The 26,451-nt window shown below is 70.5% G+C and carries 20 protein-coding genes; 18 read left to right on the top strand and 2 right to left on the bottom strand.

The annotated features are described in order from the left end of the window. Nucleotides 1–41 precede the first annotated feature (41 nt). On the top strand, nucleotides 42–1,835 hold the full coding sequence (locus ACYVL2_RS07570) for a glycoside hydrolase family 3 protein (RefSeq protein WP_460541816.1): 1,794 nt from the start codon (nucleotides 42–44) through the stop codon (nucleotides 1,833–1,835). 97 nt (nucleotides 1,836–1,932) lie between these two features. Here the strand turns inward: ACYVL2_RS07570 and ACYVL2_RS07575 are convergent, their stop codons facing one another. Next, a complete protein-coding gene (locus tag ACYVL2_RS07575) occupies nucleotides 1,933–3,417 on the bottom strand; it encodes a PhoX family protein (RefSeq protein WP_460541818.1) in 1,485 nt (494 codons plus the stop codon). Nucleotides 3,418–3,545: 128 nt separating this feature from the next. On the opposite strand from ACYVL2_RS07575, the gene ligA reads away from it, so the two are divergent. The 4 genes from ligA (at nucleotide 3,546) to ACYVL2_RS07595 (ending at nucleotide 9,561) form a co-directional block, all read left to right on the top strand. Further along, on the top strand, nucleotides 3,546–5,732 hold the full coding sequence (gene ligA, locus ACYVL2_RS07580; protein WP_460541820.1) for an NAD-dependent DNA ligase LigA: 2,187 nt from the start codon (nucleotides 3,546–3,548) through the stop codon (nucleotides 5,730–5,732). A gap of 379 nt (nucleotides 5,733–6,111) precedes the next feature. Continuing rightward, nucleotides 6,112–8,139: a putative bifunctional diguanylate cyclase/phosphodiesterase gene (locus ACYVL2_RS07585; protein WP_460541822.1), complete on the top strand. Its 2,028-nt coding sequence runs from the start codon at nucleotides 6,112–6,114 to the stop codon at nucleotides 8,137–8,139. An 84-nt stretch (nucleotides 8,140–8,223) separates the two neighbouring features. Next, nucleotides 8,224–9,183 carry a sigma-70 family RNA polymerase sigma factor gene (locus ACYVL2_RS07590; RefSeq protein ID WP_460541824.1) on the top strand — a complete coding sequence of 320 codons (960 nt, stop codon included), beginning with the start codon at nucleotides 8,224–8,226 and terminating at the stop codon, nucleotides 9,181–9,183. 93 nt (nucleotides 9,184–9,276) lie between these two features. Further along, nucleotides 9,277–9,561, top strand: a complete 285-nt coding sequence (locus ACYVL2_RS07595; RefSeq protein WP_460541826.1) for a hypothetical protein — start codon at nucleotides 9,277–9,279, stop codon at nucleotides 9,559–9,561. A 109-nt stretch (nucleotides 9,562–9,670) separates the two neighbouring features. Here ACYVL2_RS07595 and ACYVL2_RS07600 read toward each other — a convergent pair whose 3' ends face one another. Further along, on the bottom strand, nucleotides 9,671–10,093 hold the full coding sequence (locus ACYVL2_RS07600; RefSeq protein WP_460541828.1) for a VOC family protein: 423 nt from the start codon (nucleotides 10,091–10,093) through the stop codon (nucleotides 9,671–9,673). A gap of 282 nt (nucleotides 10,094–10,375) precedes the next feature. Between ACYVL2_RS07600 and ACYVL2_RS07605 the strand changes: the two genes are divergently transcribed. The 13 genes from ACYVL2_RS07605 (at nucleotide 10,376) to mgtE (ending at nucleotide 26,428) form a co-directional block, all read left to right on the top strand. Next, nucleotides 10,376–10,735 carry a DUF485 domain-containing protein gene (locus ACYVL2_RS07605; RefSeq protein WP_460541829.1) on the top strand — a complete coding sequence of 120 codons (360 nt, stop codon included), beginning with the start codon at nucleotides 10,376–10,378 and terminating at the stop codon, nucleotides 10,733–10,735. Further along, nucleotides 10,732–12,408 carry a solute symporter family protein gene (locus ACYVL2_RS07610; RefSeq protein ID WP_460541831.1) on the top strand — a complete coding sequence of 559 codons (1,677 nt, stop codon included), beginning with the start codon at nucleotides 10,732–10,734 and terminating at the stop codon, nucleotides 12,406–12,408. Before ACYVL2_RS07605 ends, ACYVL2_RS07610 begins: the two co-directional genes overlap by 4 nt. Nucleotides 12,409–12,581: 173 nt before the next feature. Continuing rightward, nucleotides 12,582–13,580, top strand: coding sequence for a sensor histidine kinase (locus ACYVL2_RS07615; protein ID WP_460542007.1), 999 nt, complete (start codon nucleotides 12,582–12,584; stop codon nucleotides 13,578–13,580). Beyond that, nucleotides 13,577–14,389, top strand: coding sequence for a LytR/AlgR family response regulator transcription factor (locus ACYVL2_RS07620; protein ID WP_460541833.1), 813 nt, complete (start codon nucleotides 13,577–13,579; stop codon nucleotides 14,387–14,389). Before ACYVL2_RS07615 ends, ACYVL2_RS07620 begins: the two co-directional genes overlap by 4 nt. 55 nt (nucleotides 14,390–14,444) lie before the next feature. Beyond that, nucleotides 14,445–14,786 carry a hypothetical protein gene (locus tag ACYVL2_RS07625; protein ID WP_460541835.1) on the top strand — a complete coding sequence of 114 codons (342 nt, stop codon included), beginning with the start codon at nucleotides 14,445–14,447 and terminating at the stop codon, nucleotides 14,784–14,786. After that, nucleotides 14,783–16,309 (top strand): sodium/solute symporter, encoded by a 1,527-nt coding sequence (locus ACYVL2_RS07630; protein WP_460541837.1) that lies wholly within the window; start codon nucleotides 14,783–14,785, stop codon nucleotides 16,307–16,309. Before ACYVL2_RS07625 ends, ACYVL2_RS07630 begins: the two co-directional genes overlap by 4 nt. A gap of 271 nt (nucleotides 16,310–16,580) precedes the next feature. Continuing rightward, entirely contained in the window at nucleotides 16,581–17,381 is an 801-nt protein-coding gene (gene erm, locus ACYVL2_RS07635) for a ribosomal RNA small subunit methyltransferase A (protein WP_460541839.1), read from the top strand. Nucleotides 17,382–17,496: 115 nt separating this feature from the next. After that, nucleotides 17,497–19,236, top strand: a complete 1,740-nt coding sequence (locus ACYVL2_RS07640) for an ABC transporter ATP-binding protein (RefSeq protein WP_460541841.1) — start codon at nucleotides 17,497–17,499, stop codon at nucleotides 19,234–19,236. Beyond that, the gene (locus ACYVL2_RS07645) at nucleotides 19,233–21,032 is read left to right on the top strand and encodes an ABC transporter ATP-binding protein (protein ID WP_460541843.1); all 1,800 of its coding nucleotides are present in this window, start codon (nucleotides 19,233–19,235) and stop codon (nucleotides 21,030–21,032) included. Before ACYVL2_RS07640 ends, ACYVL2_RS07645 begins: the two co-directional genes overlap by 4 nt. 363 nt (nucleotides 21,033–21,395) lie before the next feature. Continuing rightward, the gene (gene gatC, locus ACYVL2_RS07650) at nucleotides 21,396–21,695 is read left to right on the top strand and encodes an Asp-tRNA(Asn)/Glu-tRNA(Gln) amidotransferase subunit GatC (protein ID WP_460541845.1); all 300 of its coding nucleotides are present in this window, start codon (nucleotides 21,396–21,398) and stop codon (nucleotides 21,693–21,695) included. Nucleotides 21,696–21,698: 3 nt separating this feature from the next. Further along, complete coding sequence (gatA, locus tag ACYVL2_RS07655) at nucleotides 21,699–23,198, top strand: amidase (RefSeq protein WP_460541847.1); 1,500 nt, start codon at nucleotides 21,699–21,701, stop codon at nucleotides 23,196–23,198. 6 nt (nucleotides 23,199–23,204) lie between these two features. Further along, a complete protein-coding gene (gene gatB, locus ACYVL2_RS07660; RefSeq protein WP_460541849.1) occupies nucleotides 23,205–24,692 on the top strand; it encodes an Asp-tRNA(Asn)/Glu-tRNA(Gln) amidotransferase subunit GatB in 1,488 nt (495 codons plus the stop codon). 365 nt (nucleotides 24,693–25,057) lie between these two features. Then, complete coding sequence (mgtE, locus tag ACYVL2_RS07665; protein WP_460541851.1) at nucleotides 25,058–26,428, top strand: magnesium transporter; 1,371 nt, start codon at nucleotides 25,058–25,060, stop codon at nucleotides 26,426–26,428. The last annotated feature ends 23 nt before the right edge of the window (nucleotides 26,429–26,451 follow it).

Below are 26,451 nucleotides of genomic sequence, written 5' to 3' on the forward strand. Positions count from 1 at the left end.
TCCTTGGGTCGTCTGAGGAACTCGGGGGAGAAGACACCGCGGTGAGCAAGCGTTATCGGAGGCGGCACGGGCGTTCCGAACCCGTGTCCCGGCGCGCGCTGTTCTCCATCGGCGGCGCCGCGGGCCTCGCGGCCGGAGCCGCCGGCGTCGCGGCCTGGCGCATGCGCGGCCCCGAAGAGTCCCGGCAGCCGCGGCCCTCGACTGAGGAACCCACGGCCGCCGTTCCCAGCCCCGAACCGACGCTCGACATCGCCGCCCGCGAAGCCTGGGTCGACGCGGCCATGTCCGGCATGGACCTGGAGACCAAGGTCGGCCAGCTGTTCATGGTCTACATCTACGGCGACAGCGCCGACTCCGGTTCCCATGCCGGATCCAACCAAGGCCTCCACGGCGTCGACAACGCCACCGACCTCCTCGCCCAGTACCGCGTCGGCGGCCTCATCTACTTCGACTGGACCGACAACCTCGCCGACCCCGCGCAGATCGCCCGCCTCTCGGCCGGCATCCACCGAGCCTCCGTCGAGCACACCGGCGTACAGGCCCTCATCGGCGTCGACCAGGAACACGGGCCCATCACCCGCATCGGCGAGCCCGCCACCCAACTGCCCGCCGCCATGGCCCTCGGCGCCTCCCACGACCCGGCCGTCGCCGGGCAGTCCGCCCGCGTCTGCGGCGCCGAACTGCGCGCCATGGGCGTCAACGTCGACTTCGCGCCCGTGGCCGACGTCAACGTCAACCCCGCCAACCCCGTCATCGGCCTCCGCTCCTTCTCATCGGACCCGACGCTGGCCGCCGAGATGGTCGCCGCCCAAGTGACCGGCTTCCAAGACCTCGGCGGCGGCATAGCCGCCTGCGCCAAGCACTTCCCCGGCCACGGCGACACCGACGTCGACTCCCACGTGGGCCTGCCGGTCATCACCCACAGCGAAGACGAGTGGCGCTCGATCGACCTGCCGCCGTTCCGGTCGGCGATCGAGGCCGAGACCGACTTCATCATGTCCGCCCACCTCCGGTTCCCCGCGCTCGACGACTCCGGCACCCCGGCCACCCTCTCCAAGCCGATCCTCACCGGCCTGCTCCGCGACGAACTCGGTTTCGAAGGCGCCGTGACCACCGACGCGCTCAACATGGAAGGCGTCCGCGTCCAGCACTCGGACGCCGAGATCCCCGTGCTCGCCCTCGAAGCCGGCGTCGACCTGCTGCTCATGCCCAAGAGCCTCCCGACCGCCTACGACGCGGTCCTCCAGGCGGTCGCCGACGGCACCCTGACCGAGGACCGCATCGACGCATCGGTCCGCCGCCTGCTCCGTGTCCGCTACCACCGAGGATTCGACGGCGAACCGGTGGGCCCCGACGAAGCGGCCCGACACGCGGAAGCCACCGTGGGATCCGAAGAGCACCGCAGCGCCGCCGCGTCGCTGTTCGAGCAGACCGTCACCGTCGCCGACGGCGCCGAACTCCTCCCGATCGCGCCCGGCGCCGCCGTCGCCGTCGAAGGTCCCAGCTCGGGCCCGGTGGAGGCACTCGTCCAGGCGCTCGCCGACGAAGGCGCGGACGCCTCGTCCTCCCTCGGCGCCTGGGACGCCGACTTCGCCGTGGTGCTCTGCGAAGACGCGGGCGAATGGGGCGACCAGATGGGGCGCGTCCGCTCGGTCGCCGACACCGGCACCCGCACCGCCGCGGTCTCGACCGGCAAGCCCTACGACGTCGCCCACTTCCCCGACGCGGTGGTCGCCATGGCCACCTACGCGGGGACCACCGGGGCGATGCGCGCGCTGGCCGGAGTCCTCACCGGACGCGTCGAGGCCTCCGGCGCGCTCCCGGTCGAGGTCTGAGACGACGAGAATCCGGCCGCGCGAAACGGGGCGGGATGGTCGCGCGACCGGATTCTCCGCTGCCGGCCCTGTGGGAGGCCGGCGGTCGGGAAGGCGTCTAGAGAACGCCCTTCTCCCAGGGGCCCCAGATGGCGATCGTGCGGCCCGGCTCGAGGTCCGGGTCGGTCGGCTCGCCGCGGGTGGAGCCCTGGATGTTGACGAACAGGACCCGTCCGTCGGGGGAGAAGGTCGCACCGCACCATTCGCGGCTGCCCTCGTGGTAGACGAACGGGAAGATCTCGCCTTCGCGGGTCAGACCGCGCACGGCCGGCAGCGCGCGGCTGGTGTCCTCGCACAGGACCAGGTTCCCGTTCGGGGAGACGGTGATGTTGTCCGGGAACGACAGCACCTCGGGGTCGGGCGATTCGAACACGAGCCGCAGGCGCCCCCCGCTGCGTCCGCTCGGGATGTACTCCCAGATCTGGCCCTCGCCCTCGTCGCCGCCGGAGGTCGAGGCGATGTAGACCGCCCCGTTGCCCCACCAGGCGCCCTCGAGGCGGCCGAAGACCGCACCGCCGCGCTCCCAGCCCTGGTTGAACACGGCCAGCGCGTTCTCCTCGGCGTCCGCCGGGTCCGGGTCGTCGATGTCGACCCACTCGACCGGGATGGACTTGCGCAGCTTCTGGCCGGTGCGGGTGTCGTAGTTCCACTCGGACTTGACCTTGAGCATCTGCAGCTGCCCGCCGTCGGCCAGGACGCCGGGGGTACTGGGCAGGAAGCGGTAGAACCCGGAGGTGCCCTGGTCCTCGGTCTCGTAGACGATGCCGGTGCCCGGGTCGACCGCGACGGCCTCGTGGACGAAGCGGCCCATGTCCTTCAGCGGCACGGGGGTCACCTCGTGCGGAGAGTCGGCGGGGACCTCGTACACGTAGCCGTGGTCGGCGCCCCAGCCGGAGCCGGTCCCGGCGACGGTCTCCTCGCACGACAGCCACGAGCCCCACGGGGTCGGGCCGCCGGCGCAGTTGACGATCGTGCCAGAGAGCGACATCCATGCCTGCTCGAAGACCGGCTGGTCCTGGTCCCAGCGCACCCGCATGGTGGTGGTGCCGCCACCGCCGATCGGGTCGTAGCGGTGCTCCTCGCGGCCCGAGGGCGCCACGGAGCCGGGGCCGGTGCGCTCCTCGTGGTTGCGGACGATCCGGTACACGTTCGGGTCGCCGGTGGCGAAGCAGGCCATGGCGTCGTGGCCGAGCGGGACCACGTTGCCGTCGGGCATCATGCTGCCGGCGGTGGAGAAGACCTTGAAGTCGAACTCCTCGGGCAGCCAGAGGGTCTGCTCGAAGCCGGATTCGGGGTCGGTGCGGGTCAGGGGGCGCAGCTCGCCGTAGCCGCCGTTGTTCTCGGCGGTCCGGTCCTTGTTGCCCTCCTTGGCGGAGGCCGCGCGGATGGTCATGCCCTCCATGGCCGCGACGGCGAACAGGCCGCCGCCGGCCGCGGTGGCGCCGCGGCGCAGGAAGCCGCGGCGGCTGGTGCCGTCGTTATCGGTAGAGCCGGAAGCGTCGATCGTCGGCGAAGCTTGCGAGCCGCTGGTCTGGCTGGCCAAGTTGATGCTCCTTCTTCGAGCCCTGATATGTCACTGTCAGCACAGATGTTTCCGACCGGAGTGGATGAGCAGGCTGCCGTCGAGTGAACGGAAGTTGTCCGCTTGCATAAGCCTTCACCGGCACCGGAATGTCGTATCAAGCTGCCACAATAGGTCCCGTGAGCACCGAAGACGCCGATTTCGACGCCGCCAGGGCGCGCCACGAGCGACTGGCCGCCGAGATCACCGAGCACCGCCGCCGCTACTACGCCGACAACGAGCCGACGATCTCGGACTCGCAGTTCGACGAGCTCATGCACGAGCTGGTCGACATCGAGACGAAGTATCCGGAGCTGAAGGGCGCCGACTCGCCGACCCAGCAGGTCGGCACCTTCTCGGAGGCGTTCACGCCGGTGAACCACCTGGAGAAGATGCTCAGCCTCCAGGACGTCTTCAGTGAAGAGGAGGTCCGGGCCTGGGCCGAGCGAGTCTCCGAGGAGGCTCCCGACGCCCGTTACCTCTGCGAGCTCAAGATCGACGGCCTCGCCGTCGACCTGGTATACGAAAACGGTCGGCTCGTCCGCGCCGCCACCCGCGGCGACGGCGTCACCGGCGAGGACGTCTCGGCGAACGTCGCCACCATCGCCGCCGTGCCCAGGCGCCTCAAGGACGCCGAAGGCTTCGACATCCCCGAGCTGCTCGAAGTCCGCGGCGAGGTCTACTTCCCGACCGCCGACTTCACCGAACTCAACGAGTCCCAGGTCGCCGCGGGGAAGGCGCCGTTCGCCAACCCCCGCAACGCCGCCGCCGGGTCGCTGCGCCAGAAGGACCCCGCCAAGACCGCCGAGCGGCCCCTGAGCTTCATCTCCCACGGCCTGGGCGCGCTGCGCGGGTTCCGGCCCGAGTCCCAGTCGCACTCCTACGCCGCGCTCGACGCCTGGGGCCTGCCCACCAGCCCCTACTGGCGCGTGGTCGCAACCATGGACGAGGTCTTCGACTACATCCACGAGTTCGGCGGCAAACGGCACGAACTGGTCCACGAGATCGACGGCGTCGTCGTCAAGCTCGACGACATCGCCTCGCAGCGGCGGCTCGGCGCCACCTCCCGCACCCCGCGCTGGGCGGTCGCCTACAAGTTCCCGCCCGAAGAGGTCAACACGCGGCTGCTCGACATCAAGGTCTCGATCGGCCGCACCGGCCGCGCCACTCCGTACGCGGTGCTCGACCCCGTCCGGGTGGCCGGCTCGGAAGTCGAGTTCGCGACCCTCCACAACGCCGACCAGGTCAAGGCCAAGGGCGTCAGGATCGGCGACACCGTGGTCGTCCGCAAGGCCGGCGACGTCATCCCCGAGATCGTCGCACCGGTCGCCGCCGCCCGCGACGGCTCCGAACGCGAGTTCGTCATGCCCGAGACCTGTCCCGAATGCGGTTCGACCCTCGCGCCGGCCTCAGAAGGAGACGTCGACCTGCGCTGCCCCAACGCGCGCTCCTGCCCCGCGCAGCTTCGCGAGCGCCTGGCCTACCTCTCCGGCCGGTCCTGCTTCGACGTCGACCGCATGGGCTACATCGCCTGCACCGCCCTGGTCCAGCCGCTCGAGCCGGCCGAGCCGGTCCTCACGGACGAAGGCGGCGTCTTCGACCTCCGCATGGAAGAGCTGCTGCCCATCAAGGTCGTCGTCCGCGACCCCGACTCCGGGCTCCCCAAGACCGACGAGAAGACCGGCGAGGACAAGATCGTCACCCTCTTCGCCAACAAGGAGGGCGAACCGAAGAAGACCGCCGTCCAGATGCTCGAGAACCTCGAGAAGGCCAAGTCCCAGCCGCTGTGGCGGGTGATCAACGCCCTGTCGATCCGCCACGTCGGCCCCGTCGCCGCCCAGGCCCTCGCCGAGCACTTCGGCGACCTCGACCGCATCATCGAGGCCGACGAGACCGAGCTGGCCGACATCGACGGCGTCGGTCCGACCATCGCCGCCGCGGTCAAAGACTGGTTCGCCGTCGACTGGCACCGCGAGATCATCGAGCGCTGGCGCTCCGCGGGCGTCCGCATGAGGGACGAGGCCCCCTCGGACGCCGAGGCGCTCCCCAAGACCCTCGAAGGAGTCAGCGTCGTCATCACCGGCGCGATCCCCGACCACACGCGCGAGAGCGCCGCGGCGGCCGTCAAGGCCCGCGGCGGCAAGGTCACCTCGTCGGTCTCGAAGAAGACCGGTGCCGTGGTCGCCGGCGACAAGCCCGGCTCGAAGTACGACAAAGCCGTAGAACTGGGCCTTCGGATCGTCGATGCGGCCGATTTCGAACGATTCCTCGCCGAAGGGATCGAGACGGACGAGTGACGCCCGGGCCCGGGCCATATGGTGTCGGGAGCGAACCCGAATGATCACAAATGCATAACGATCCGTATTCCGATGCGGGGGTCGATTCGTTAGAACCAGGCAGAGTCGTCTCGTGCATTCGTCCCGTATCGCCGAGCCAGGTCAATTCGGTTCCCTCGAGCGGACTCCGGTCGCGCGCGGGCAACGCCCGGAGGGACGGCGACGGGGAGCGGATAGCGATTTCTGTAACGGGGATATAGCCCCCGGTTACAACTGTGCCGCATGTGCCGCCAGCGTTGTCTGGGAGCCGAAATCGCGATATGACAGAGGAGTCGGTCACAGCTGTTCAACGGTGATTCTGGCGCGTCACCTTGAACGGAGTGGCAGTGGGAGGAGCAATATGGCCACGACGCTCATGCGCAATACTGCGCCGAGAGAGCATCCGGGCCGGTATTACGGTTTCATCGCCGCGGCCGCCGTGTGCGCGGTCGTGTCCGCCACCGCGGTTTCGGCGTTCGCCGAGACGCCGCCGGGCGGCTGGCTCGACGTGCCCTTCGCGTTCTGGCTGACCGCCTCTCTCGCGTTGGCCGCCGAACTGCGCCCCACCCGCTGGGGCGGGTTCTGGATGTCGCCGATCGCCTCGATCTTCCTGGTCTACGTCCTGGGCACCATGGTGACCTGGGGATTCGTGCCGGCCCTGATCGCGCAGGCCTTGGCGCTGGTGCTGCTGTCGATGCAGATCCGGGCCTCGGCATGGCGCACGGTTTACAACGTCTCTCAGACGTCCCTGGCCCTGTGCGCGGCCTGGCTGGTGTGGAACGCCATCGCCGGCGCCGGCTCCTGGAACGCGGCGCCGGCCCAGATCGTCGGCGTGTTCGCCGCCGGGGCGGCTTGGACGCTCACCAGTTCCAGCCTCGTCGCGCTCGCCCTGCGGGTGCGTACCGGCGGCAGTTGGCGGGCCTACGCCGGCCAGTGGCTGAAGAGCGAATGGGCGGTGCGGACCACGCAGGTGGCGATCGCCCCGATCCTGGCCACCGCGGCGACGACCTCCTGGTGGCTGGTCGCCGCCTCGGCGATCCCGATCTTCAGCGTCTACCGGATCCTGCAGACCGCCGCCGAACGCGAGAAGGCGGCCGACCGGGACACTCTGACCGGCCTGCTCAACCGCAAGGGCTTCGAGCAGGCCGTCGCCGGCAAGGTCATCGACGCCTCCGAGACGAGCACCGCCGTGACCGTCATGGTCCTCGACCTCGACCGCTTCGCCGACGTCAACTCGGCGCTGGGCCACGACGTGGGGGACAAGCTCCTGGTCGAGCTCGCCAACCGCTTCGTGGACGACAAGCCCCCGGGCAAGGGCATCGCGCGCCTGGGCGGCGACGAGTTCGGCTTCGTCTGGAGCGAGCTGGACGGCATGACCGACCCGCTCGAATGCGCCCGCGAGATCCGCGCGCGGCTCGACAAGGCGATCGTGGTCGACGACGTCAGCATCGAGATCGACGGATCGGTCGGCATCGCGGTCTTCCCCGACGACGGCTGCGACTTCAAGACCCTCTTCCGTCACGCCGACATCGCCATGGACGAGTCGAAGAAGCGCGGAGCGAACTTCACCCGCTACGCCCCGGAGTTCGACCACCATTCACCCGAGCGGCTGATTCTGCTCGGCGATCTGCGCCGGGCCCTGGACCAGCCGAGCGCCCCGGGCATCAACCTCTACTACCAGCCGCAGGTCTGCCTGAGCAGCGGTGAGGTCGTCGGAGCCGAGGCGCTGCTGCGCTACAACCATCCCGAGCGCGGCATGGTGAACCCCGCCGAGATCATCGAGACCGCCGAGCACTCCTCGGTGATGCGGATGCTCACCGAGCGGGTCGTCGACATCGCGCTGCGGCAGCTGCGGGCCTGGAACGACTACGGCTACGACCTGCGCATGGCGGTGAACGTGAGCGTCCGGGACCTGCAGAGCCCCGAGTTCACCGACTACATGACCGAGCGGATGCGGGCCTACGGCGTCGACGCGACCCGCCTGCAGCTGGAGATCACCGAGAGCGCGCTGATGGCCGATCCCAGGCGCGTGGTCGACAACGTCCAGCGCCTGTCCGACCTCGGCCTCGGCATCAGCCTGGACGACTTCGGCACCGGCTTCTCCTCGATGCAGCACCTCAGGAGGCTGCCGGTCACCGAGATCAAGATCGACAAGACCTTCGTGACCACGCTGAGCGACTGCGCCGACAACGCCGCGATCGTCTCCTCGACGATCGACCTGGGCCGGGCGCTCGACGTGGCGGTCGTCGCCGAAGGGGTCGAGGACGAGAAGGTCCGCAAGCAGCTGGAGAGCTGGGGCTGCCACGCGGCGCAGGGCTGGCACTTCGCCAAGCCGATGAGCGCCGACGCCTTCGACCGCTGGCTCGCCGGACACCGCAAGGGCCATTGAAACACCGGTGAAGACGCTGCTCAAAGCCGTGCCGATCGGTCAGGTGGCATCGATTTCGTCGTACCGCCGTGGCAGGGTGGCGATATGAACGACGTCCTCCAGTCCTTCGAGCCGCACCGCCGCGAGCTGTGCGCTCACGCTTACAGGATGCTGGGCTCCTCCTTCGAGGCCGAAGACGCGGTCCAGGAGACCTTCACCCGAGCCTGGAGCTCCTACGACTCCTTCGAAGGCCGCTCCAGCCTGCGCTCCTGGCTGTACCGGATCGCCACCAACGTGTGCCTCGACATGCTCAAGGGACCGCAGCGGCGCGCCCGCCCCATGGACCTGGCCCCGGCCTCCGAGGGGGGCTCCCCCCTGCCCGCGCCCGAGCCGGACTACGTCTGGATCGAGCCGATCCCCGACGCCATGGCCTACGGCGCGGACCCGGCCGAGGCCGCCGCGGCCAAGGACACGCTCCGGCTCGCGTTCGTCGCCGCGGTCCAGCACCTGCCCGCCAAGCAGCGGGCGGTCATGCTCATGCGCGAGGTGCTGCGCTTCTCGGCCACCGAGACCGCCGACGCACTCGGGCTCAGCCCGGCCTCGGTCAACAGCGCCCTGCAGCGCGCCCGCGCCACCATGGAGAAGGTCGCGCCCGAACCGGCCGAGCGCTACGACGAGACCGACGCCGACCTCAAACGCCTGGTCGACGGCTACGTCACCGCGTTCCAGGCCTACGACATGAAGGCCCTGACCTCACTCCTGCACGACGAGGTCTCGCTGTCGATGCCGCCGATCCCGATGTGGTTCTCCGGTCCCGAAGCGGTCACCGAGTTCATGCTCGGACCCGGCCGGGCCTGCCGCGACTCCCGCCTGGTCCCGGTCGCCGCCAACGGGCTGCCGGCCTTCGGCCACTACAAGCCGAGCGACGAGCCCGGCCTGTGGACCCCTTGGTCGATCACGGTCCTGGAGATCGCCGACGGCCGCATCGCCGGACTCAACTACTTTCTGGACACCGTCCGGCTGTTCCCGATCTTCGGCCTGCCGAACGAGTACCGCGAAGCCTGAGGCCCCGCCGCGAGCCGGCGTGAAACCCTCTGAGGGCGAAACCATGCCACCATGGAGCTTCGTCCCTTCGACAGCGTTGAACGGAGTGTCCCCTTGGGAGCCCTGAAACCCTGGCACCTGCTGATACTGCTCCCGGTCGTCCTCCTGGTGGTCGCGGGCGTCGTCGGCCTGATCGTCTGGCTGGCGATCCGGTCGAAACGCCGTACCGCCCCACCCGGTCATCCGCCGCAGACGTACCCGCCGCCCGGCGGTCCCACGCAACCTCCCGTGTACCCGCCGCCCGGCGGTCCCACGCACCCGTACGCGGGCGATGCGCCTGGCCACGGTGACGGCGGCTCCGCGCCGAGCGCCGACTCCGGCGGAGGAGGCGGCGTCTGAACCGCCGCCGGAACGCGCACGAGAAAACGGCCGCCCCTCCGCATCGGGGCGGCCGTTCTCGTCCTGTAGGCGTCCTGAGCCAAGCCCGAGTCGAGCCCGTGCCGAGCCTTCAGGCCGCGCCGGGGTAGTCCATCCAGAACGGCTCCCACTGGTGGCCGTCCGGGTCCAGGAAGGTCCGGCCGTGCATGCCGACCTGCTCCTCCTGCTCGCGACGCTCGCTCTTCGCCGTCTCCTCCGAGCCGCCGGCCTTGATCGCCTTCTCGGTGAGCTCGTCCACCGCCTCCCTGCTCGGCAGCGACAGCGCGTACGCCGAGCCGGAGGTGCTCTTGGTGTCCGCGATCGGGCGCTCCGAGAAGGTCGTGTAGTAGGCCTTGGTGAGCAGCATCAGACAGATGTTGTCGTCGATGACGACACATGAGGCGTTCTCGTCGGTGAACTCCGGGTTGATCGACCACCCGAGCGACTCGTAGAACGACTTGGAGCGGTCCAGGTCCTCCACCGGAAGATTCACGAAGATCATCTTGCTGGCCATGATCGGCGTCCTCTCTGCTGGTTTCGCTTACACCAGTACCGACGACCCGTCCCGCGGAGGCTCATCGTTCGCGGCGGAAAAAATCCTCGCGACCGCCCGTCGACCGTTCGCCGACCGCTCGTCGAAGGCCCGGCGCAAAGAGCGCGCGCCCGTCGACCGGGAACAGATCGACACTTCTCAAGCTCAACGCAGGGCCTTACGTTCCTTGGTAATGCACGTCACCGTGTCGACTCGCGCCAGACATCAGTCCGACACGGCAACCCCTTCAAGGAGGAAGGTCCGATGGCCACAACCCCCATGCGCGATGGCCCACCGCCCGCCGTGACCGAAGAAGACTTGGCCGCGATGCACGACGATCCCCGCTTCATCGACCTGAGGCGCCGACTCTTCCGCTTCATCGTGCCCGCCACGGTCGGCTTCTTCGCCTGGTACTTCCTGTACGTCCTCATGTCCGCCTACGCCCGCGACTTCATGGGCACCGTGCTGTTCGGCAACATCAACGTCGCCCTCGTCTTCGGCCTCCTGCAGTTCGTGTCCACCTTCGGCATCGCTTGGGCCTACTCCCGCTACGCCGCCCGCCAATACGACCCCCGAGCCCAGGAACTCCACGACGAGCTCCACTACGGAGGCGACAACCGATGAACCTCCTCGCACAGACCGCCTCCGAGAGCCGCACCCTGACGTTCACGCTGTTCCTGCTGATGGTGGCGGCCACCATCGCCATCACCGTCTGGGCCCGGCGCCACACGCGCGACGCGACCGACTTCCACTCCGGCGGGCGCGGCTTCAAGCCCTGGCAGAACGGCTTCGCCATCGCCTCCGACTACATGTCGGCGGCCTCCTTCCTCGGCATCGCCGGCGCCATCGCGCTCTCCGGCTACGACGGATTCCTCTACTCCATCGGATTCCTCGTCGCCTGGCTCGTCGCCCTGCTCCTCGTCGCCGAGCTCCTGCGCAACTCCGGCCGTTTCACCATGGCCGACGTGCTGTCCTTCCGCATGAGGCAGCGCCCGGTCCGCACCGCCGCGGCCATCTCGACGATGAGCGTCTCGGTGTTCTACCTGATCGCCCAGATGGTCGGCGCCGGCGCGCTCATCGCGCTGCTGCTGGGAATCCAGGAAGGACAGACCTTCCTGGGCATGGACGCCGACACCGCCAAGATCGCGGGCATCGTCCTGGTCGGACTCCTGATGATCCTCTACGTCGCCCTCGGCGGCATGAAGGGCACCACCTGGGTCCAGATCGTCCAGGCGTGCGTACTGCTCGGCGGCGCCGCGCTGCTGGCGCTCATGGTGCTCGTCGAGTACAACTTCAACATCTCCAGCCTCCTCGGCGACGCCGCCGAAGCCTCAGGCGTCGGGGCCTCGTTCCTCGAACCGGGACAACGCTTCGGCGTCGAAGTGGCGGACGCGACGCAGACGATGTGGAACAAGCTCGACTTCATCAGCCTCGCGCTGGCGCTGGTGCTCGGCACCGCGGGCCTGCCCCACATCCTCATCCGGTTCTACACCGTCCCGGACTCCAGGTCGGCCCGCAAGTCGGTCAACTGGGGCATCGGCCTGATCGGCTCGTTCTACCTGCTCACCCTGGTGCTCGGCTTCGGGGCGGCCGCCATGGTCGGCGCGGAGGCGATCACGGCGCAGAACGCGGCCGGCAACACCGCCGCGCCCCAGTTGGCCGAAGCGGCCGGATCCAACTTCGGCGGATCCACCGTCGGCTCGATCATGCTCGCGATCATCGCCTCGGCGGCGTTCGCGGCGATCCTCTCGACCGTCGCCGGCCTGGTGATCGCCTCGTCCTCGTCGCTGGCGCACGACCTGTACAACAGCGTCATCCGCCGCGGCACCGCCACCGACCGCCAAGAAGTCGTCTTCGCCCGCTTCGCGGCCATCGGCGTGGGCGTCGCCGCCATCATCCTGGCGATCTTCGCCCAGAACCTCAACGTCGCCTTCCTGGTGGCGCTCGCCTTCGCCGTCGCGGCGTCGGCGAACTTCCCCACCCTGCTGCTGAGCCTGTTCTGGAAACGGTTCAACACGGCCGGTGCGCTGGCGGGGATCTACGGCGGCCTCATCGCCGCCCTCGGACTGGTGATCTCCTCGCCGGTCTTCTCGAGCACACCCAATTCGCTGCTCGGCGAGGGGGTCGACATCGCTTGGTTCCCGATGTCGAACCCCGGCTTGGTGTCGATCCCGCTCGGACTCGTCTGCGCCGTGGTCGGTACGTTGATGAGCTCCGAATCGAAGCCGGACCGGTTCGCCACTCTCCAAGTGCGGGCACTCACCGGGGCCGGATCGGAGCGGGCCGTCAGACACTGAGCCGCTTCCCGCGGGGAGGGCCTAACCCTCGGCCCTCCCCGCATTCCCCCGAACTCCTGGCGCACCGGCCTCGTAGCAGAGGATGTGCGCCAGGTTACAGTTGGCTGGTGATCGCCCGATCCCCGCATCAGCAGCTCCGTCGCCGCACCGCCGGTGCGGCGACACTGGCCGCCATGCGGCTCACCCGCCAGGTCGGCGAAGCCCTCGCCGACGGGCTCGACGGCAAACGCACCACCGACGCCGCCCGCCGCCTCGCCCGCCTCCTCGGCGCCGACGCCGTCGCCCTCGCCGACTGCGACCGCGTCATCGCCACCGCCGGCCGCCTCGACAGCGCCGCCGTCGCCCAGATCCTCGCCGAGACCCTCGAAGTCCTCGAGCCGGTCACCGACCCGCCCCTCAGAGCCGCCCCGCTCGTCGTCTCCGGCGACCTCGCCGGATGCCTCATCGTCGCCGGCGACGTCACCGACGCCGAACTCACCGAGGCCGCCCGCCTCGTCGCCACCGCACTCGACCACGCCGAGCTCGACCGCGCCCGCGAGCGCATCGCCGAGGCCGACCTGCGCACCCTCCGAGCCCAGATCTCGCCCCACTTCATGCACAACGCGCTGGCCGCCATCAGCGCCCGCACCCGCACCGACCCCGAACGGGCCCGCGAACTGCTCTCGGACTTCTCCGACTACCTGCGCTACTCCTTCGCCGCCACCGGCGACTACGCCACCGTCGCCGACGAACTCCAAGCCGTCCAGACCTACCTCGAGCTCCAGCGGGCGCGCTTCGACGACCGCCTCGACATCACCGTCCAGCTCGCGCCCGAAGTACTGCCGGTGCCGATCCCGTTCCTCGTCGTCCAGCCCATCGTCGAGAACGCCGTCCGCCACGGCTTCGAGTCCCGCCCCGGCGTCGGCCACATCGCCGTACGCGGATTCTCCGAAGGCGCCCTCTGCATCATCGAAGTCGAAGACGACGGCGCCGGCATGGAACCCGACCACGCCAAAGCCGTCCTCACCGGCAGCCGCAAAGGCGCCGGCGGCATCGGCCTGGCCAACGTCGACCGCCGCCTCCGCGCCGTCTACGGCCCCGAATACGGCCTCTGGCTCGACACCGCCCCGGGAGCCGGTACAAAGGCCACCATCCGCATACCCCGATACGCCCGAGGAGTCCACGCCCAATGAAGCGCCTGCGCGTCCTCGTCGTCGAAGACGAGCCGTCCACCCGGACCGAACTGGCCGGCAGACTCGCCGACCTGCCCGCGGTCGGCGACGTCGTATGCGCCGACGGCGGCGACGAAGCCGTACGCCTGCTCGGCAGCGGCACCTTCGACGCCGTCTTCCTCGACATCGCCATGCCCGGCCTCAACGGCATGGACGTCGCCCGCATCCTCACCCGCCTCTCCGACCCGCCCGCGATCGCCTTCGTCACCGCCTACGACAACCACGCCGTCGAGGCCTTCGGCCTCGGCGCCGTCGACTACCTGCTCAAACCCATCCGCCCCGAACGCCTCGCCGAGGCGGTCGCCCGCATCGACCACCACCGGCGCGGCCCCGGCGCGGCGGGGGAGAAGGCCGACGACCTCGCCGTCGTGCAGGTCGAACTGTCCGGACGCACCGTCTTCATCCGCCGCGACGACATCGCCTACGTCGAAGCCCACGGCGACTACGTCCGCCTCCACCTCGGCGAGGACCCGCCCGCGCCCGCCGGCTCGCCGCGCCCGCCGATCCCGAGCCAGGGCGAACACAACTCCCACCTGCTGCGCCAGTCCCTCACCTACCTCGAACAGGTCTGGGACGGCGCCGGCTTCGTGCGCGCCCACCGCTCCTACCTCGTCAACCTCGCCGCCGTCACCGAACTGCGCGTCACCTCCACCGCCGGCCTCGTGGCCGTCACCGACGCCGGCGAGGTCCCCGTCAGCCGCCGCCACTCCCGGCTCCTGCGGGAACGCCTCCTCCAAGCCGCCCGCAGCGAGGACCGGAGCCGCCCATGACCGGCCCCGCCCACCGCCCGCCATCCCCGAACACCCCCGAACGGAGTGACCGGCGATGAACCAGCGAGTCCGCGTGATCAGCCCGCAGACCCGCCTCGCGCTGCGCCGCCGAACCGACGCGATGCGTCGCGGCAGCCACCGCGAAGGCCTGCCACCGATCGCCTCCACGGCCATCGACATGCAGGCCGCCGAACGGGCCCTGCGCCGCCAGCGCCGCCTGGCCGCCCGCACCGCCCTCCTCCTCGGCACCGTCCTCGCCGTCCTCCTCACCACCGCCGCACTCCTCTCGGGGCGACTCGGTTGGGCGGTGCTCTTCTTCGCCCCCTACCCGCTCCTGCTCGCCCTGGCGGTCCACCACGTTCGCCACGCCGAACGCATCGAGGCCGATTCCCGATGATCGGCCTGGCCGCCATCAGTCTGGTGCTCGTCGCCAGCGTCGTCATCGGCGTCTGGGGGGTGCGCGCGGCGCGTTCGACCCCCGACTTCCTCGTGGCCTCCCGCCGCATCGTCCCCGGCTGGAACGCCATGGCCATCGCCGGCGAGTACGTCTCGGCGGCCTCCGTGCTCGGCCTCGCCGGACTCCTGGTCAAGAACGGCGTCGGCGCCATGTGGTACGCCGTCGGCTTCACCGCCGGATACGTGCTGGTCGCCGCGCTCGTCGCCGGCCCCATGCGCCGCAGCGGCGCCTACACCGTCCCCGACTTCGCCGAATACCGCCTCGGCTCGCCCCGCATCCGTCGCATGTGCGGCCTGGTCGTCCTGGTCATCATGCTGCTCTACCTCATTCCCCAGTTCAAGGCCGCCGGCGTGGTCCTCGAACTGGTCAGCGGCATCCCGTACTGGATCGGCGTGGTCGGCGCCGGACTGGTCGTCTCCTCCACGATCGCCGTCGGCGGCATGCGCTCGGCCACCTACGTGCAGGCCTTCCACTACCTCCTCAAACTCGCCTTCATCGCCGGCCCGGCCCTGTTCCTCATCGCCCTGGCCGGCCCCGAACGCCGCGAAGCCGCCCTCAACCCCATCGACGTCGACCCCGCCTGGATGCGCCCCCTGCTCGACCTCGACGGCGCCGGACAGCCCCTCCTGGCCACCGTCTCCGTCCTGGTCGCCACCACACTCGGCGCCATGGGGCTCCCGCACGTGGTGATGCGCTTCCACACCGTCGCCGGAGCCCGCGCCGCCCGCCGCGTCGCGGTGAGCGTCATCGTCCTGCTCGGCGTCTTCTACCTGTTCCCGGTCGTCTACGGGCTCCTCGGCCGCGTCGTGGCCCCCGACCCCGAGGAGACCGACGTGATCACCGTCCTGGTCCCCGGCCAGATAGCCCCCGGAACCGTCGGCGCGGTCCTGACCGCCCTGGTCGCCGCCGGCGCCTTCGCGGCCTTCCTGTCGACCTCCTCGGGACTGCTGCTCGCCCTGGCCGGCGGGCTGTCGCACGACCTGTTCGGCGGCTCGCTCTCGCGCCTGCGCGCGGGCGTGGTCGCCGGCACCGCGCTGGCGGTGGCGCTGGCGCTGCCGGCCGCGGACGTCGACATCAACGTCCTGGTCGGGTGGGCGTTCGCCGTCGCCGCCTCGACGTTCTGCCCGCTGCTGACCCTGGGCATCTGGTGGCGCGGCCTGACCGCGACCGGCGCGACGGTCGGTCTGCTCGTCGGCGCCGGGGCGTCGACCGGCGCGGCACTGACCTCGGTGTTCCTCGAAACGGAGAGCGGCGTGGCCACGATCCTGCTGTCGCAGCCGGCGATCTGGACGGTGCCGCTGGCGTTCACGGCGATGATCCTGGCCTCGCGTCCCTCGGCGGTGCCCGAATGGGCCGACGAGTCGGTCCTGCGCCTCCACCTCCCGGGCCGCTACAGCACCGAGCCGGCGGCGCAGCCGACCCGGCGCGACAAAGCGCTCGACACCACCGGCGGCTCCGGTTAGCCTCTGGGGCGTGGGAACTTTGATGATCGGCGGAGCCTGCGCGCCCGCCGCCTTCTACATTCGGCTGCGCGCGCGGGCCTAGGCCCCGCCGACGCACCGATCCTCCGGAACCGACCGGGATCGCTGACGACCGCTCCGCTCGACCCCAGACGCCGAGCACGCACTGAGGCCCTCCGCGCCTCGCGGCCGTCGCCTCTCCTCACACCGCGTCCCGTCACGGGCCTAGGCGAATCAACCGTCCTGATTCGACCGCCCAGCTCGGAGGACCCCCATGTCCCGCAGCCGTTCCACTTCGCATGCCCGCGACGCCCGCCGACCTTCGGATCGCAGACGACTGTCCCAGAACTTCCTCGTCGATCCCGCCGTGGCCCGCCGGATCGTGCGGGCCTCCGGCATCGGCGGCGCCGACCTCGTGGTCGAGGTCGGCGCGGGAGACGGGATGCTGACCCGACACCTGACCGCCGCCAGGGAAATCCTGGCGTACGAGAGGGACGGCCGGTACGTCGACCGCCTCCGCCGCAGGTTCGCCGGCGACGACCGGGTGCGCTGCCTCCACGCCGACATCCGCGACGTCCGGCCTCCTCGGGAGCCGTTCGCGCTCGTGTCCAACGTGCCGTACAGCATCACCACCGACATCGTCCGCTGGTGCCTGGCCGCCCGGTCGCTGCACTCGGCGACGCTGGTCACCCAGCTCGAATTCGCCCGGAAGCACAGCGGCGACTTCGGCAGGTGGACGAGACTCGCCGTAACGCACTGGCCGACTTGGGACATCGCGCTCGGCGAGCGCATCGGCCGCCAGAAGTTCCGGCCGGTGCCGAGGGTCGATTCGGCCGTCCTGCACCTGAACCGGCGGACCGAGCCGCTGCTTTCGCCGCGGGAGTCGGGGGAGTACCGGCGCCTGGTGGAGCTCGGGTTCACCGGCGCCGGCGGCTCGCTGCCGGCTTCGCTGCGCCGGGCCTACCCCTCCCGGACCGTCGAACGCGCCCGCGCCGCGGCCGGCATCCCGCGCGGTGTCCCGGTCGGCCACGTGAGTCCGGAACAGTGGATCGCCCTGTACCGGGCGCTGCGCTGACCGGCGCCCCCGCCGCCGTGCCCGAGGGCACGGCGGCCGGGACCGAATGGGACCGGCGCCACTGCCGCGACTTAATCGATTGCCTCTTGTCGGAGGCCTACTTTACGGTCGCCTAGTGAGGTTCCTCCATGCTCCCGAACTCCCGCTCGAAGACCCCGTCTCACCCGACGGCTCGACGGAGGCCTCCGCGACCCCGCCGCCCACCAAGCCGTGGCCGTTCCTGTTCTGGCTGGCCACCCGCCGCAAAGGGCTGGCCGCCTCCGCGCTGGTCGCCTCGGCGCTCGCCCTCGGCGGTCTCCCGGTCCTGCCGTACTTCCTGACCGGCGCGGTCGACCACGGTCTGCGCGAACGCGACTGGGGCGCCCTCACCGCCTGGAGCCTCGCGCTGGTGTTCGCCGGCTTCCTCACCGCCGCCGCGATCGTCTACTCCCACCGGCTGACCGTCTACTGGCGCATGGACGCGTCGTATCGAGCGCTCCAGCTCGCCGGCCGCAAAGTCAACCGCCTCGGCGACGAGCTGCGCCGCAAGGTCACCACCGGCGAGGTCGTCAGCGTCGGCGCCACCGACGTGCGCCGCATCGCCGAGGCCGTCGACTCCCTCTCACCGCTGGTCGGCTGCGTCACCGGCCTGGTCGCCGTCGGCATCCTGCTGTTCAACACCTCGGTCTCACTGGGCCTGACCATCTTCGCCGGCGTCTTCGTCGTCGGCATCATCACCGGACCCGTCCTCACCCGCCTCCAGGCCCGCCAGGAGACCTACCGCGACCGCATCGGCGACATCACCGACCGCGCCTCGGACATCGTCTCCGGACTGCGAGTCCTGCGCGGCATCGGCGGCGAGCACCGCTTCAGCGCCTCCTACCGCCGCGACTCCGACGAACTGCGCAAGTCCGGCTACAAGGTCGCCGGTCCGATCGCCTGGCTCAACGCCCTCGGCGAAGGCGCCCCGGCGATCCTCATCGGCGTCGTCGTCTGGATCTCCGGACGCCTGGTCGCCGACGGCGCCATCAGCCCCGGCCAGATGGTCGCCGCCTTCGGCTACACCAGCGCCCTGCTGCTGCCGGTCCACTGGCTCATCGGCGTCTCCTACCGCATCATCGAAGGCCGCGTCGCCTGCGGGAAAGTCTGCGACCTGCTGAGCGTGCCGGTGCGCGAAACCGTCGAGTCCCCGCTGGCGGGGCCCCCGACCGGCGCCGAGCTCCACGACCCCGACTCGGGACTCACCGTCGAAGGCGGCGGACTGCTGGCCGTGGCCTGCTCCGATTCGGACCAGGTCGCCGACGTCTTCGACCGGCTCGGCGGCTACGGCGACTCCGACGCCCGCTTCGGCCACGTCCCGGTCGACAAGATGGACCGCGACGAGCTGCGAGGCCGGATCCTGGTCGCCGAGCACGACGCCTACCTGTTCGCCGGGACGCTCGCCGAGATCATCGGCGCCCGCGACGGCGCCCCGCGAGTCCAGGCCGCCATCGAGGCCGCCTCCGCCGCCGACGTCGTCGAAGCCCTCCCCGAAGGCCTCCACTCCCGACTCGACAACCAGGCCCGCACCCTCTCCGGCGGCCAGCGCCAGCGCCTGCGCCTGGCCCGCGCGCTCGCCGCCGACCCCGAGGCGCTGCTGCTGCGCGAACCGACCTCGGCGGTCGACTCGCACACCGAGGCCCGCATCGTCGACCGCCTCGCCGCCGCCCGCGACGGGAAGACCACCGCCGTGGCCACCACTTCGCCGCTGTGGCTCGGCCGAGCCGACCAGGTCGCCTTCGTGCGCGACGGCAAGGTCGTCGCCACCGGCACGCACCACGAGCTGGCCGAGAACCGGCCCGACTACCGCGCCCTCGTCACCCGGGAGGAACAGTGACCACCGTGAAGCAGTCCCCGGCCCGGCCCGAAGGCGCGTCCGAGAGCGGCCAGCTCCCGGTCGCCGACCGCGCGCAGGTGCGCCGCGCCTTCGCCCGGCTGCTGATGTCCGAGAAGCGCCGCGCCCTGCTCGCCGTCGCCCTCCACTTCGTCGCGGCGCTGGCCGCGGCCGTCGCCCCGCTGCTGCTCGGCGAGATCATCGACAACCTCGCCGCCGACGGCACCGCCGAAGGGGTCGACCGGCTCGCCATCGGCATCGCCGCGGCCGTGATCGCCGTCATCGTCTTCACCTGGGCCGGCACTTTCGTCGCCCACCGGCTGGGGGAGCTGCTGTCGGCGCGCATGCGCGAGCAGTTCGTCGACCGGTCCCTGCGACTGCCGATGCCGGTGGTCGAGCGGGCCGGTTCCGGCGACCTGATGACCCGCTCCTCGGCCGACGTGCCCGAAGCCGGCGCCCTGTTCCGCGACGGCGTCCCGCAGGTCTCCATCTCGCTGCTGAAGGTCCTGGTGTACTTCGGCGCGATGCTGTGGGTCAGCCCGCTGCTGGGCCTGTGCATGCTCGTCGCCGTCCCGCCGATCACCGTCGGCACCCGCTGGTACCTCAAGCGCGCCCGCGCCGGCTACCTGCGCGAACGCGAAGCCGAATCCGAGATCGGCGACACGCTCGGCGCCTCGGCCGACGGCGCCCGCACCACCGAGGCCTACCGGATCCAGGACCAGCGCCGCCGCGCCGGCGACGACACCGTCGCCGAACACTGGAGCGCCACCCGCTACACCCTGTTCCTGCGCAGCGTCTTCTTCCCGTTCCTCGACGCCACCTACGCCCTGCCGACCGCCGCGGTCCTGCTCATCGGCGGCGCGCTCTACTTCAACGGCACCGTCAGCCTCGGCATGGTCGCCAGCTGCGCAGTCCTCACCCGCCAGATCATGTTCCCGCTCGACCACATCCTGATGTGGGTCGAACGCATCCAGCGCGGCTTCGCCGCGATGGCCCGCATCGAAGGCGTCGCCGAAGCCGAGGACACCGAGGAACGCACCACCGTAGAGACGCCCGTCGACGGGACGGTGGAGCTGCGCGAGGTCCGCTACGCCTACCCCACCGGCGGCGACGTCCTGCACGGAGTGAGCCTGACCGTCCCGGCCGGGCAGCGCCTCGCCGTCGTCGGACCCTCGGGAGCCGGCAAGTCGACCCTCGCCCGGCTCGTGTCGGGAGCGGACGTGCCCCGGTCAGGCACCGTCACCATCGGCGGCGTCGACGTCGCCGCGCTGCCGCTGGACGAACGCCGCCGCCGCGTCACCCTGGTCACCCAGGAGCACCACGTGTTCACCGCGAGCCTGCGCGACAACCTCATCCTCGCCAAGGCCGAAGCCGCCGACGCCGAGCTCGAATCCGCGCTCGCGTCGGTCGGCGCCGACTGGGCCTTCGACCTCCCCGAAGGGCTCGACACGCGCCTGGGCGGCACCTCGCGGGAACTGGACGCCGCCTCGGCGCAGCAGATCGCGCTGGCCCGCATCATCCTGGCCGACCCGGACGTGGTCATTCTCGACGAGGCCACCGCCATGCTCGATCCGCGGGCCGCCCGGGACACCGAGCGGGCTCTGGGCGCGGTCTTGGAGGGCCGCACCGTGATCGCGATCGCCCACCGGCTCCACACCGCCCACGACGCCGACCGGATCGCGGTGGTCGAGGACGGCCTGGTCGCCGAGCTCGGCAGCCATGACGAGCTCATCACCCGCGACGGCCACTACGCGGATCTGTGGAGGGCCTGGCATGGCGAGCTCGCGAGCCATAAATGAGTGCGGCATGGAGAGCCGGTGAGCCGAAAGCGGCCTCGAACAGAAATCGGGCCCCGGACTTTCGCCCGGGGCCCGTACTGGCTCAGGAACACCACCACAAGTCGGAACACCCACCGACTCGTTCATAGCAAGGAAACAGAAAGGAAACCAGGAAACCCGTTCCGAACCAGTATCGAGAGAGTATCACGTCACATCGGCTGTGGCTAGAGCCGCCGTGCGCAGGGCCGACGAATCGCTGTCAACGTCATTTCGGCGCCAGTGACCCCACCGGCGATTCGGACAGGGTCGCCGACCGACCCCGCCTTGCGCGTCCTAGACTCGATAAGTCTTCCCGCAGCTAGAAACCGTTAGGAAACACCTGTCGTGAGTACGATTTCACGCGAGGAAGTCGCGCACCTGGCGCGACTGGCCCGCCTCGAAGTCACCGATGACGAGCTCGACGCCTTCGCCGGCCAGCTCGACGTCATCCTCGAATCGATGAAGGCCCTCGGCGAGGTCGACACCGAAGGCGTCGAACCGACCTCCCACGCGGTGCCGCTGGTGAACGTGTTCCGGGAAGACCAGCCCCAGCGGTCGCTGCCGCGCGACGCCGCCCTCGCCGGCGGACCCGACACCGCCGAAGGCCGCTTCCGCGTCCCCCGCATCCTGGACGAGGAGGCCTAGCGCATGGCACCGATCATCGACAAGACGGCGGCCGAACTCGCCGCCGACATCCGCGACGGGAACCTCACCGCCGTCGAGGTCACGACCGCCTTCCTCGACCGCATCGACGCCGTCGACGGCCGCATCAAGGCCTTCCTCCACATCGACCGCGAAGGCGCGCTCGCGACCGCCGCCGAAGTCGACGCCGCCCGCGAGGCCGGCGAGGAGCTCGGACCGCTCGCGGGCGTCCCGATCGCCGTCAAGGACGTCGTGGTCACCAAGGGGCTGCCCACCACCGCCGCCTCCAAGATCCTCGAAGACTGGATCCCGCCCTACGACGCCACCATCGTCGAGCGCCTCAGGGCCGCGAGGATGCCGATCCTCGGCAAGACGAACCTCGACGAGTTCGCCATGGGCTCCTCGACCGAGTACTCGGCCTACCAGCAGACCGCGAACCCGTGGGACACCGGACGCATCCCCGGCGGCTCGGGCGGCGGCTCGGCCGCGGCCGTCGCCGCCAAGATGGCCCCCCTGGCCATCGGCACCGACACCGGCGGCTCGATCCGGCAGCCCGGAGCCGTCACCGGCACCTTCGGCGCCAAACCCACCTACGGGTCGAACTCCCGCTACGGCCTCATCGCCTTCTCGTCCTCACTGGACACCCCCGGGCCGGTGTCCCGCAACGCGCTCGACGCCGCGCTCCTGCACGAGGTCATCTCCGGCCACGACCCGCGCGACTCGACCTCCATCGACGCGCCCGTCCCACCGGTCGCCGAAGCCGCCCGCACCGGCGCCACCGGCGACCTGACCGGCGTCAAGCTCGGCGTCGTCAAGCAGTTCGCCGAAGGCGCCGGCGCCGCCGAGACCGGCGTCGTCGAGGCCTACCAGGCCGGCGTCGACCAGCTGGTCAAACTCGGCGCCGAGATCGTCGAGGTCTCCTGCCCGTCGTTCACCTACGCGCTGCCGACCTACTACCTCATCGCGCCCTCCGAGGCCAGCTCCAACCTCGCCCGCTACGACGGAGTCCGCTACGGCCTCCGCGTCGGCGACGACGGACAGAAGAGCCTCGAAGAAGTCATGAGCCTCACCCGCGAAGCCGGCTTCGGACCCGAAGTCAAGCGCCGCATCATCCTCGGCACCTACGCGCTCTCGGCCGGCTACGTCGACCAGTTCTACGGCCAGGCCCAGAAGGTCCGCACCCTCATCAAACGCGACTTCGAGGCCGCCTTCGAGCAGGTCGACGCCCTCATCAGCCCCACCACGCCGTTCATCGCCTTCAAATACGGCGAGCGCACCGGCGACCCGTACCAGATGTACCTCGCCGACCTGTTCACCATCCCGACCAACCTCTACGGCGGCCCGGGCGTATCGGTGCCGGTCGGCCTCTCCGAGGGCATGCCCGTCGGACTCCAGGTCATGGGCCCGGTCATGGGCGACGACGTGACCTACCGCGTCGCGGCGGCGCTCGAATCGACCCAAGCGCCCCTGCTGGCCGACACCGCGCCCGAGATTGAGGGGAAGTAGCCGACCATGACGAAACTCAGCGCCTACGAGGCGGCAGTCGAGGCCTACGAGCCCGTCCTCGGCCTCGAGACCCACATCGAGCTCGACACCGAGACCAAGATGTTCTGCGGCTGCTCGACCACCTTCGGCGCCGAACCGAACACCCAGGTCTGCCCGGTCTGCCTGGCCCTGCCCGGCGCGCTCCCGGTCGCCAACCGGGCCGCCGTCGAAGCCACCATGAAGATCGGCCTGGCCCTGAACTGCCGCATCGCCGAATGGACCCGCTTCGCCCGGAAGAACTACTTCTACCCGGACATGCCGAAGAACTTCCAGACCTCCCAGTACGAGGAGCCGCTCTGCGAGGACGGCTACGTCGACGTCGTCGTCGACGGCAAGGAGTACCGGGTCGAGATCGAACGCGTCCACCTCGAAGAGGACACCGGCAAGACCCTCCACGTCGGCGGCGCCACCGGCCGCATCCACGGCGCGACAGAGTCCCTGGTCGACTACAACCGCGCCGGCATCCCCCTGGTCGAGATCGTCACCAAGCCCGTCCCCGGCGCCGGCGCGCTCGCCCCCGAGGTCGCGCGCGCCTACGTCGCCGAACTGCGCGACATCGTCCGCTCCCTCGGCGTCTCCGACGTCCGCATGGAGCAGGGATCGCTGCGCTGCGACGTCAACCTCTCGCTGAACAAGCCCGGCGAGCCCTGGGGCACCCGCACCGAGACCAAGAACGTCAACTCGCTGCGCAGCGTCGACCGCGCCGTCCGCTACGAGATCCGCCGACAGGCAGCCCTGCTCGACGAAGGCGGCAAGATCCACCAGGAGACCCGCCACTTCCACGAGACCACCGGCGAGACCAGCCCCGGCCGCTCCAAAGAGGAGGCCACCGACTACCGGTACTTCCCCGAACCCGACCTGGCCGTCATGGAACCCGACCGCGAATGGGTCGACAAGCTCCGCGCGAGCCTGCCCGAACCGCCCCGCCGCCGGCGCGAGCGCCTCCAAGCCGAATGGGGCCTGGGCGACAAGGAGATGCAGTCGGTCGTCAACGCCGACGCCGTCGACCTCATCGCCGCCACCATCGCCGCCGGCGCCGCCGCCTCCAGCGCCGTCAAATGGTGGCTCGGCGAACTCTCCCGCCGCGCCAACGAGACCGGCACCGAACTCGGCGCGCTGGCCATCACGCCCGAGCAGGTCGCCGCGCTCCAGACCATGGTCGACGAGGGCCGACTCAACGACAAGCTCGCCCGCCAGGTCATCGACGGCGTCCTCGCCGGCGAAGGCGAGCCGGCCGACGTCGCCGCCGCCCGCGGCCTCGAAGTCGTCTCCGACACCGGCGCGCTCGAAGCGGCCGTCGACGAGGCCATCGCCGCCAACCCCGATGTCGCCGAGAAGATCCGCGGCGGCAAGCACGCCGCCGCCGGAGCGCTCATCGGCGCGGTCATGAAGACCACCAAGGGCCAGGCCGACGCCGGCGCGGTCCGCAAGATCATCCTGGAGAAGCTCTCCTGACCTTCGAGCGAACGGAAAGCGGCGCGGCCCCGGCGAGGGGCCCGCGCCGCTTGCTGTTTCCCCCGATGGCGACAGCCGTGATCACCCGTCGCGCGGATCGAGGCTCCTCCCAAGGTGTGAGCCGCGATTCCCCGGTGCGCGGAATCAAGGCGGCGTCCAACCGCCCTTGCTAGGCTGGAGCCCGCCGGAAACCGAACGGATCGGAGGAGGTGGGAGCAATGGGCGATGACGCGAGTCCTGGTCGAGATACACGCGTGCACTTCTCAACTTCCTTCTCCCGTGCTCCGCGCCATCGCGAGGCCGGTCCGCCGCCGTAGCCACGGACCGGGAGCACGGCCGTTCTCTCGTGCTAGGAGGTGGCTCTGGTGTCGCATCAGACCATCCAACCGGAAACCGGAAAGACCCCGCGCTCCCAGAGCGTCGCAGCGGCCGTCGACTCCCTGGCGGCGCTCCGAGTCGAACTGACCGAATCCTCCGTCGTCGAACTCGCCGAAGAGCTGCCCCGCATGGACCTCGGCGATCAGGCGGTCCGATTCCGCCTCCTCCCCAAGGACCGCGCGCTGGCCGTGTTCGAGGAACTCGACACCGTCCACCAGCAGGAACTGCTCGACGCCCTCAAAACCGAGACCGTCCGCGACCTCCTCGACTCCATGGAGGCCGACGACCGCGCCAAGCTCTTCGACGAGATGCCCGCGATGGTCGCCACCAGGCTCCAAGAGCAGCTCAGCCCTTCTGAGCGCCGCTCGACCGCCCAGCTCCTGGGCTACGACCCGGAGTCGGCCGGGCGCATCATGACCCCCGACTACGTCTCCCTGCGGGCCTCCATGATCGCCGCCGACGCGATCGAGCGCATCCGGCATCTGCGCACCCGCCCCCGCCACCTCGACATTCTGCCGGTCACCGACGGGCGCCGCAAAGTCATCGGCACCGTGGCACTGCCCGACCTCGTCGCCGCCGACCCCGACACCGTCGTCGCCGACCTCATGGCCGAGGACCACCACCAGGTCCGCACCGACACCGACCAGGAGGAGGCCGCGCGCCTGGTCCAAGAGGCCAACCTCGCGGCGCTGCCGGTCGTCGACCACGAGGACCGGCTCGTCGGCCTCATCACCTTCGACGACGCCATGGAGATCCTCGAAGCCGAGGACACCGAGGACGCCGCCCGCGCCGGCGCGGCCGAACCGCTGGAGCGGCCCTACCTGTCGGCCGGCGTGTTCATGCTCGCCCGCAAACGCGCCTTCTGGCTGCTGCTGCTCGGCATCGCCGGGACGCTCACCGTCTCGGTCCTCGACTACTACGAGGCCGCGCTCGAACAGGCCACCGTCCTGGCCGTGTTCATCTCCCTGCTCACCGGCGTCGGCGGCAACTCCGGCTCCCAGGCATCGGCCGTCATCATCCGAGCCATGGCCGTCGGCGAAGTCCGCTTCTCCGACACGATCAGGATCATCTGGCGCGAAGGCCGCGTCGGCGTGCTGCTCGGGGCCCTTCTCGCGCTGGTCGGCGGCCCGATCGTCGGCTTGGTCTACGGACCCGACATCGGCCTGATCATCGCGCTGACGCTCCTGGCGATCTGCACCTGGTCGACGTTCGTCGGCGCCTCCCTGCCATTGATCGCCAAGAAAGTCGGCATCGACCCGGCGGTGATCTCGGCGCCGATGGTCTCGACGCTGTGCGACGCGACCGGCCTGGTCCTCTACTTCTCGATCGCCGCGGTCGTGCTCGGGCCGCTCCTCTGAACCCCGGCGGTGCTCAACTGACC

It is taken from the genome of Glycomyces halotolerans (assembly GCF_054779575.1).

Coding starts and splice junctions, on each gene's coding strand:
- ligA (WP_460541820.1), top strand. CDS start 3,546: ATGTCGTATCAAGCTGCCACAATAGGTCCCGTGAGCACCGAAGACGCC.
- ACYVL2_RS07585 (WP_460541822.1), top strand. CDS start 6,112: ATGGCCACGACGCTCATGCGCAATACTGCGCCGAGAGAGCATCCGGGC.
- ACYVL2_RS07590 (WP_460541824.1), top strand. CDS start 8,224: ATGAACGACGTCCTCCAGTCCTTCGAGCCGCACCGCCGCGAGCTGTGC.
- ACYVL2_RS07600 (WP_460541828.1), bottom strand. CDS start 10,093: ATGGCCAGCAAGATGATCTTCGTGAATCTTCCGGTGGAGGACCTGGAC.
- ACYVL2_RS07605 (WP_460541829.1), top strand. CDS start 10,376: ATGGCCACAACCCCCATGCGCGATGGCCCACCGCCCGCCGTGACCGAA.
- ACYVL2_RS07610 (WP_460541831.1), top strand. CDS start 10,732: ATGAACCTCCTCGCACAGACCGCCTCCGAGAGCCGCACCCTGACGTTC.
- ACYVL2_RS07615 (WP_460542007.1), top strand. CDS start 12,582: ATGCGGCTCACCCGCCAGGTCGGCGAAGCCCTCGCCGACGGGCTCGAC.
- ACYVL2_RS07620 (WP_460541833.1), top strand. CDS start 13,577: ATGAAGCGCCTGCGCGTCCTCGTCGTCGAAGACGAGCCGTCCACCCGG.
- ACYVL2_RS07625 (WP_460541835.1), top strand. CDS start 14,445: ATGAACCAGCGAGTCCGCGTGATCAGCCCGCAGACCCGCCTCGCGCTG.
- ACYVL2_RS07630 (WP_460541837.1), top strand. CDS start 14,783: ATGATCGGCCTGGCCGCCATCAGTCTGGTGCTCGTCGCCAGCGTCGTC.
- erm (WP_460541839.1), top strand. CDS start 16,581: ATGTCCCGCAGCCGTTCCACTTCGCATGCCCGCGACGCCCGCCGACCT.
- gatA (WP_460541847.1), top strand. CDS start 21,699: ATGGCACCGATCATCGACAAGACGGCGGCCGAACTCGCCGCCGACATC.
- gatB (WP_460541849.1), top strand. CDS start 23,205: ATGACGAAACTCAGCGCCTACGAGGCGGCAGTCGAGGCCTACGAGCCC.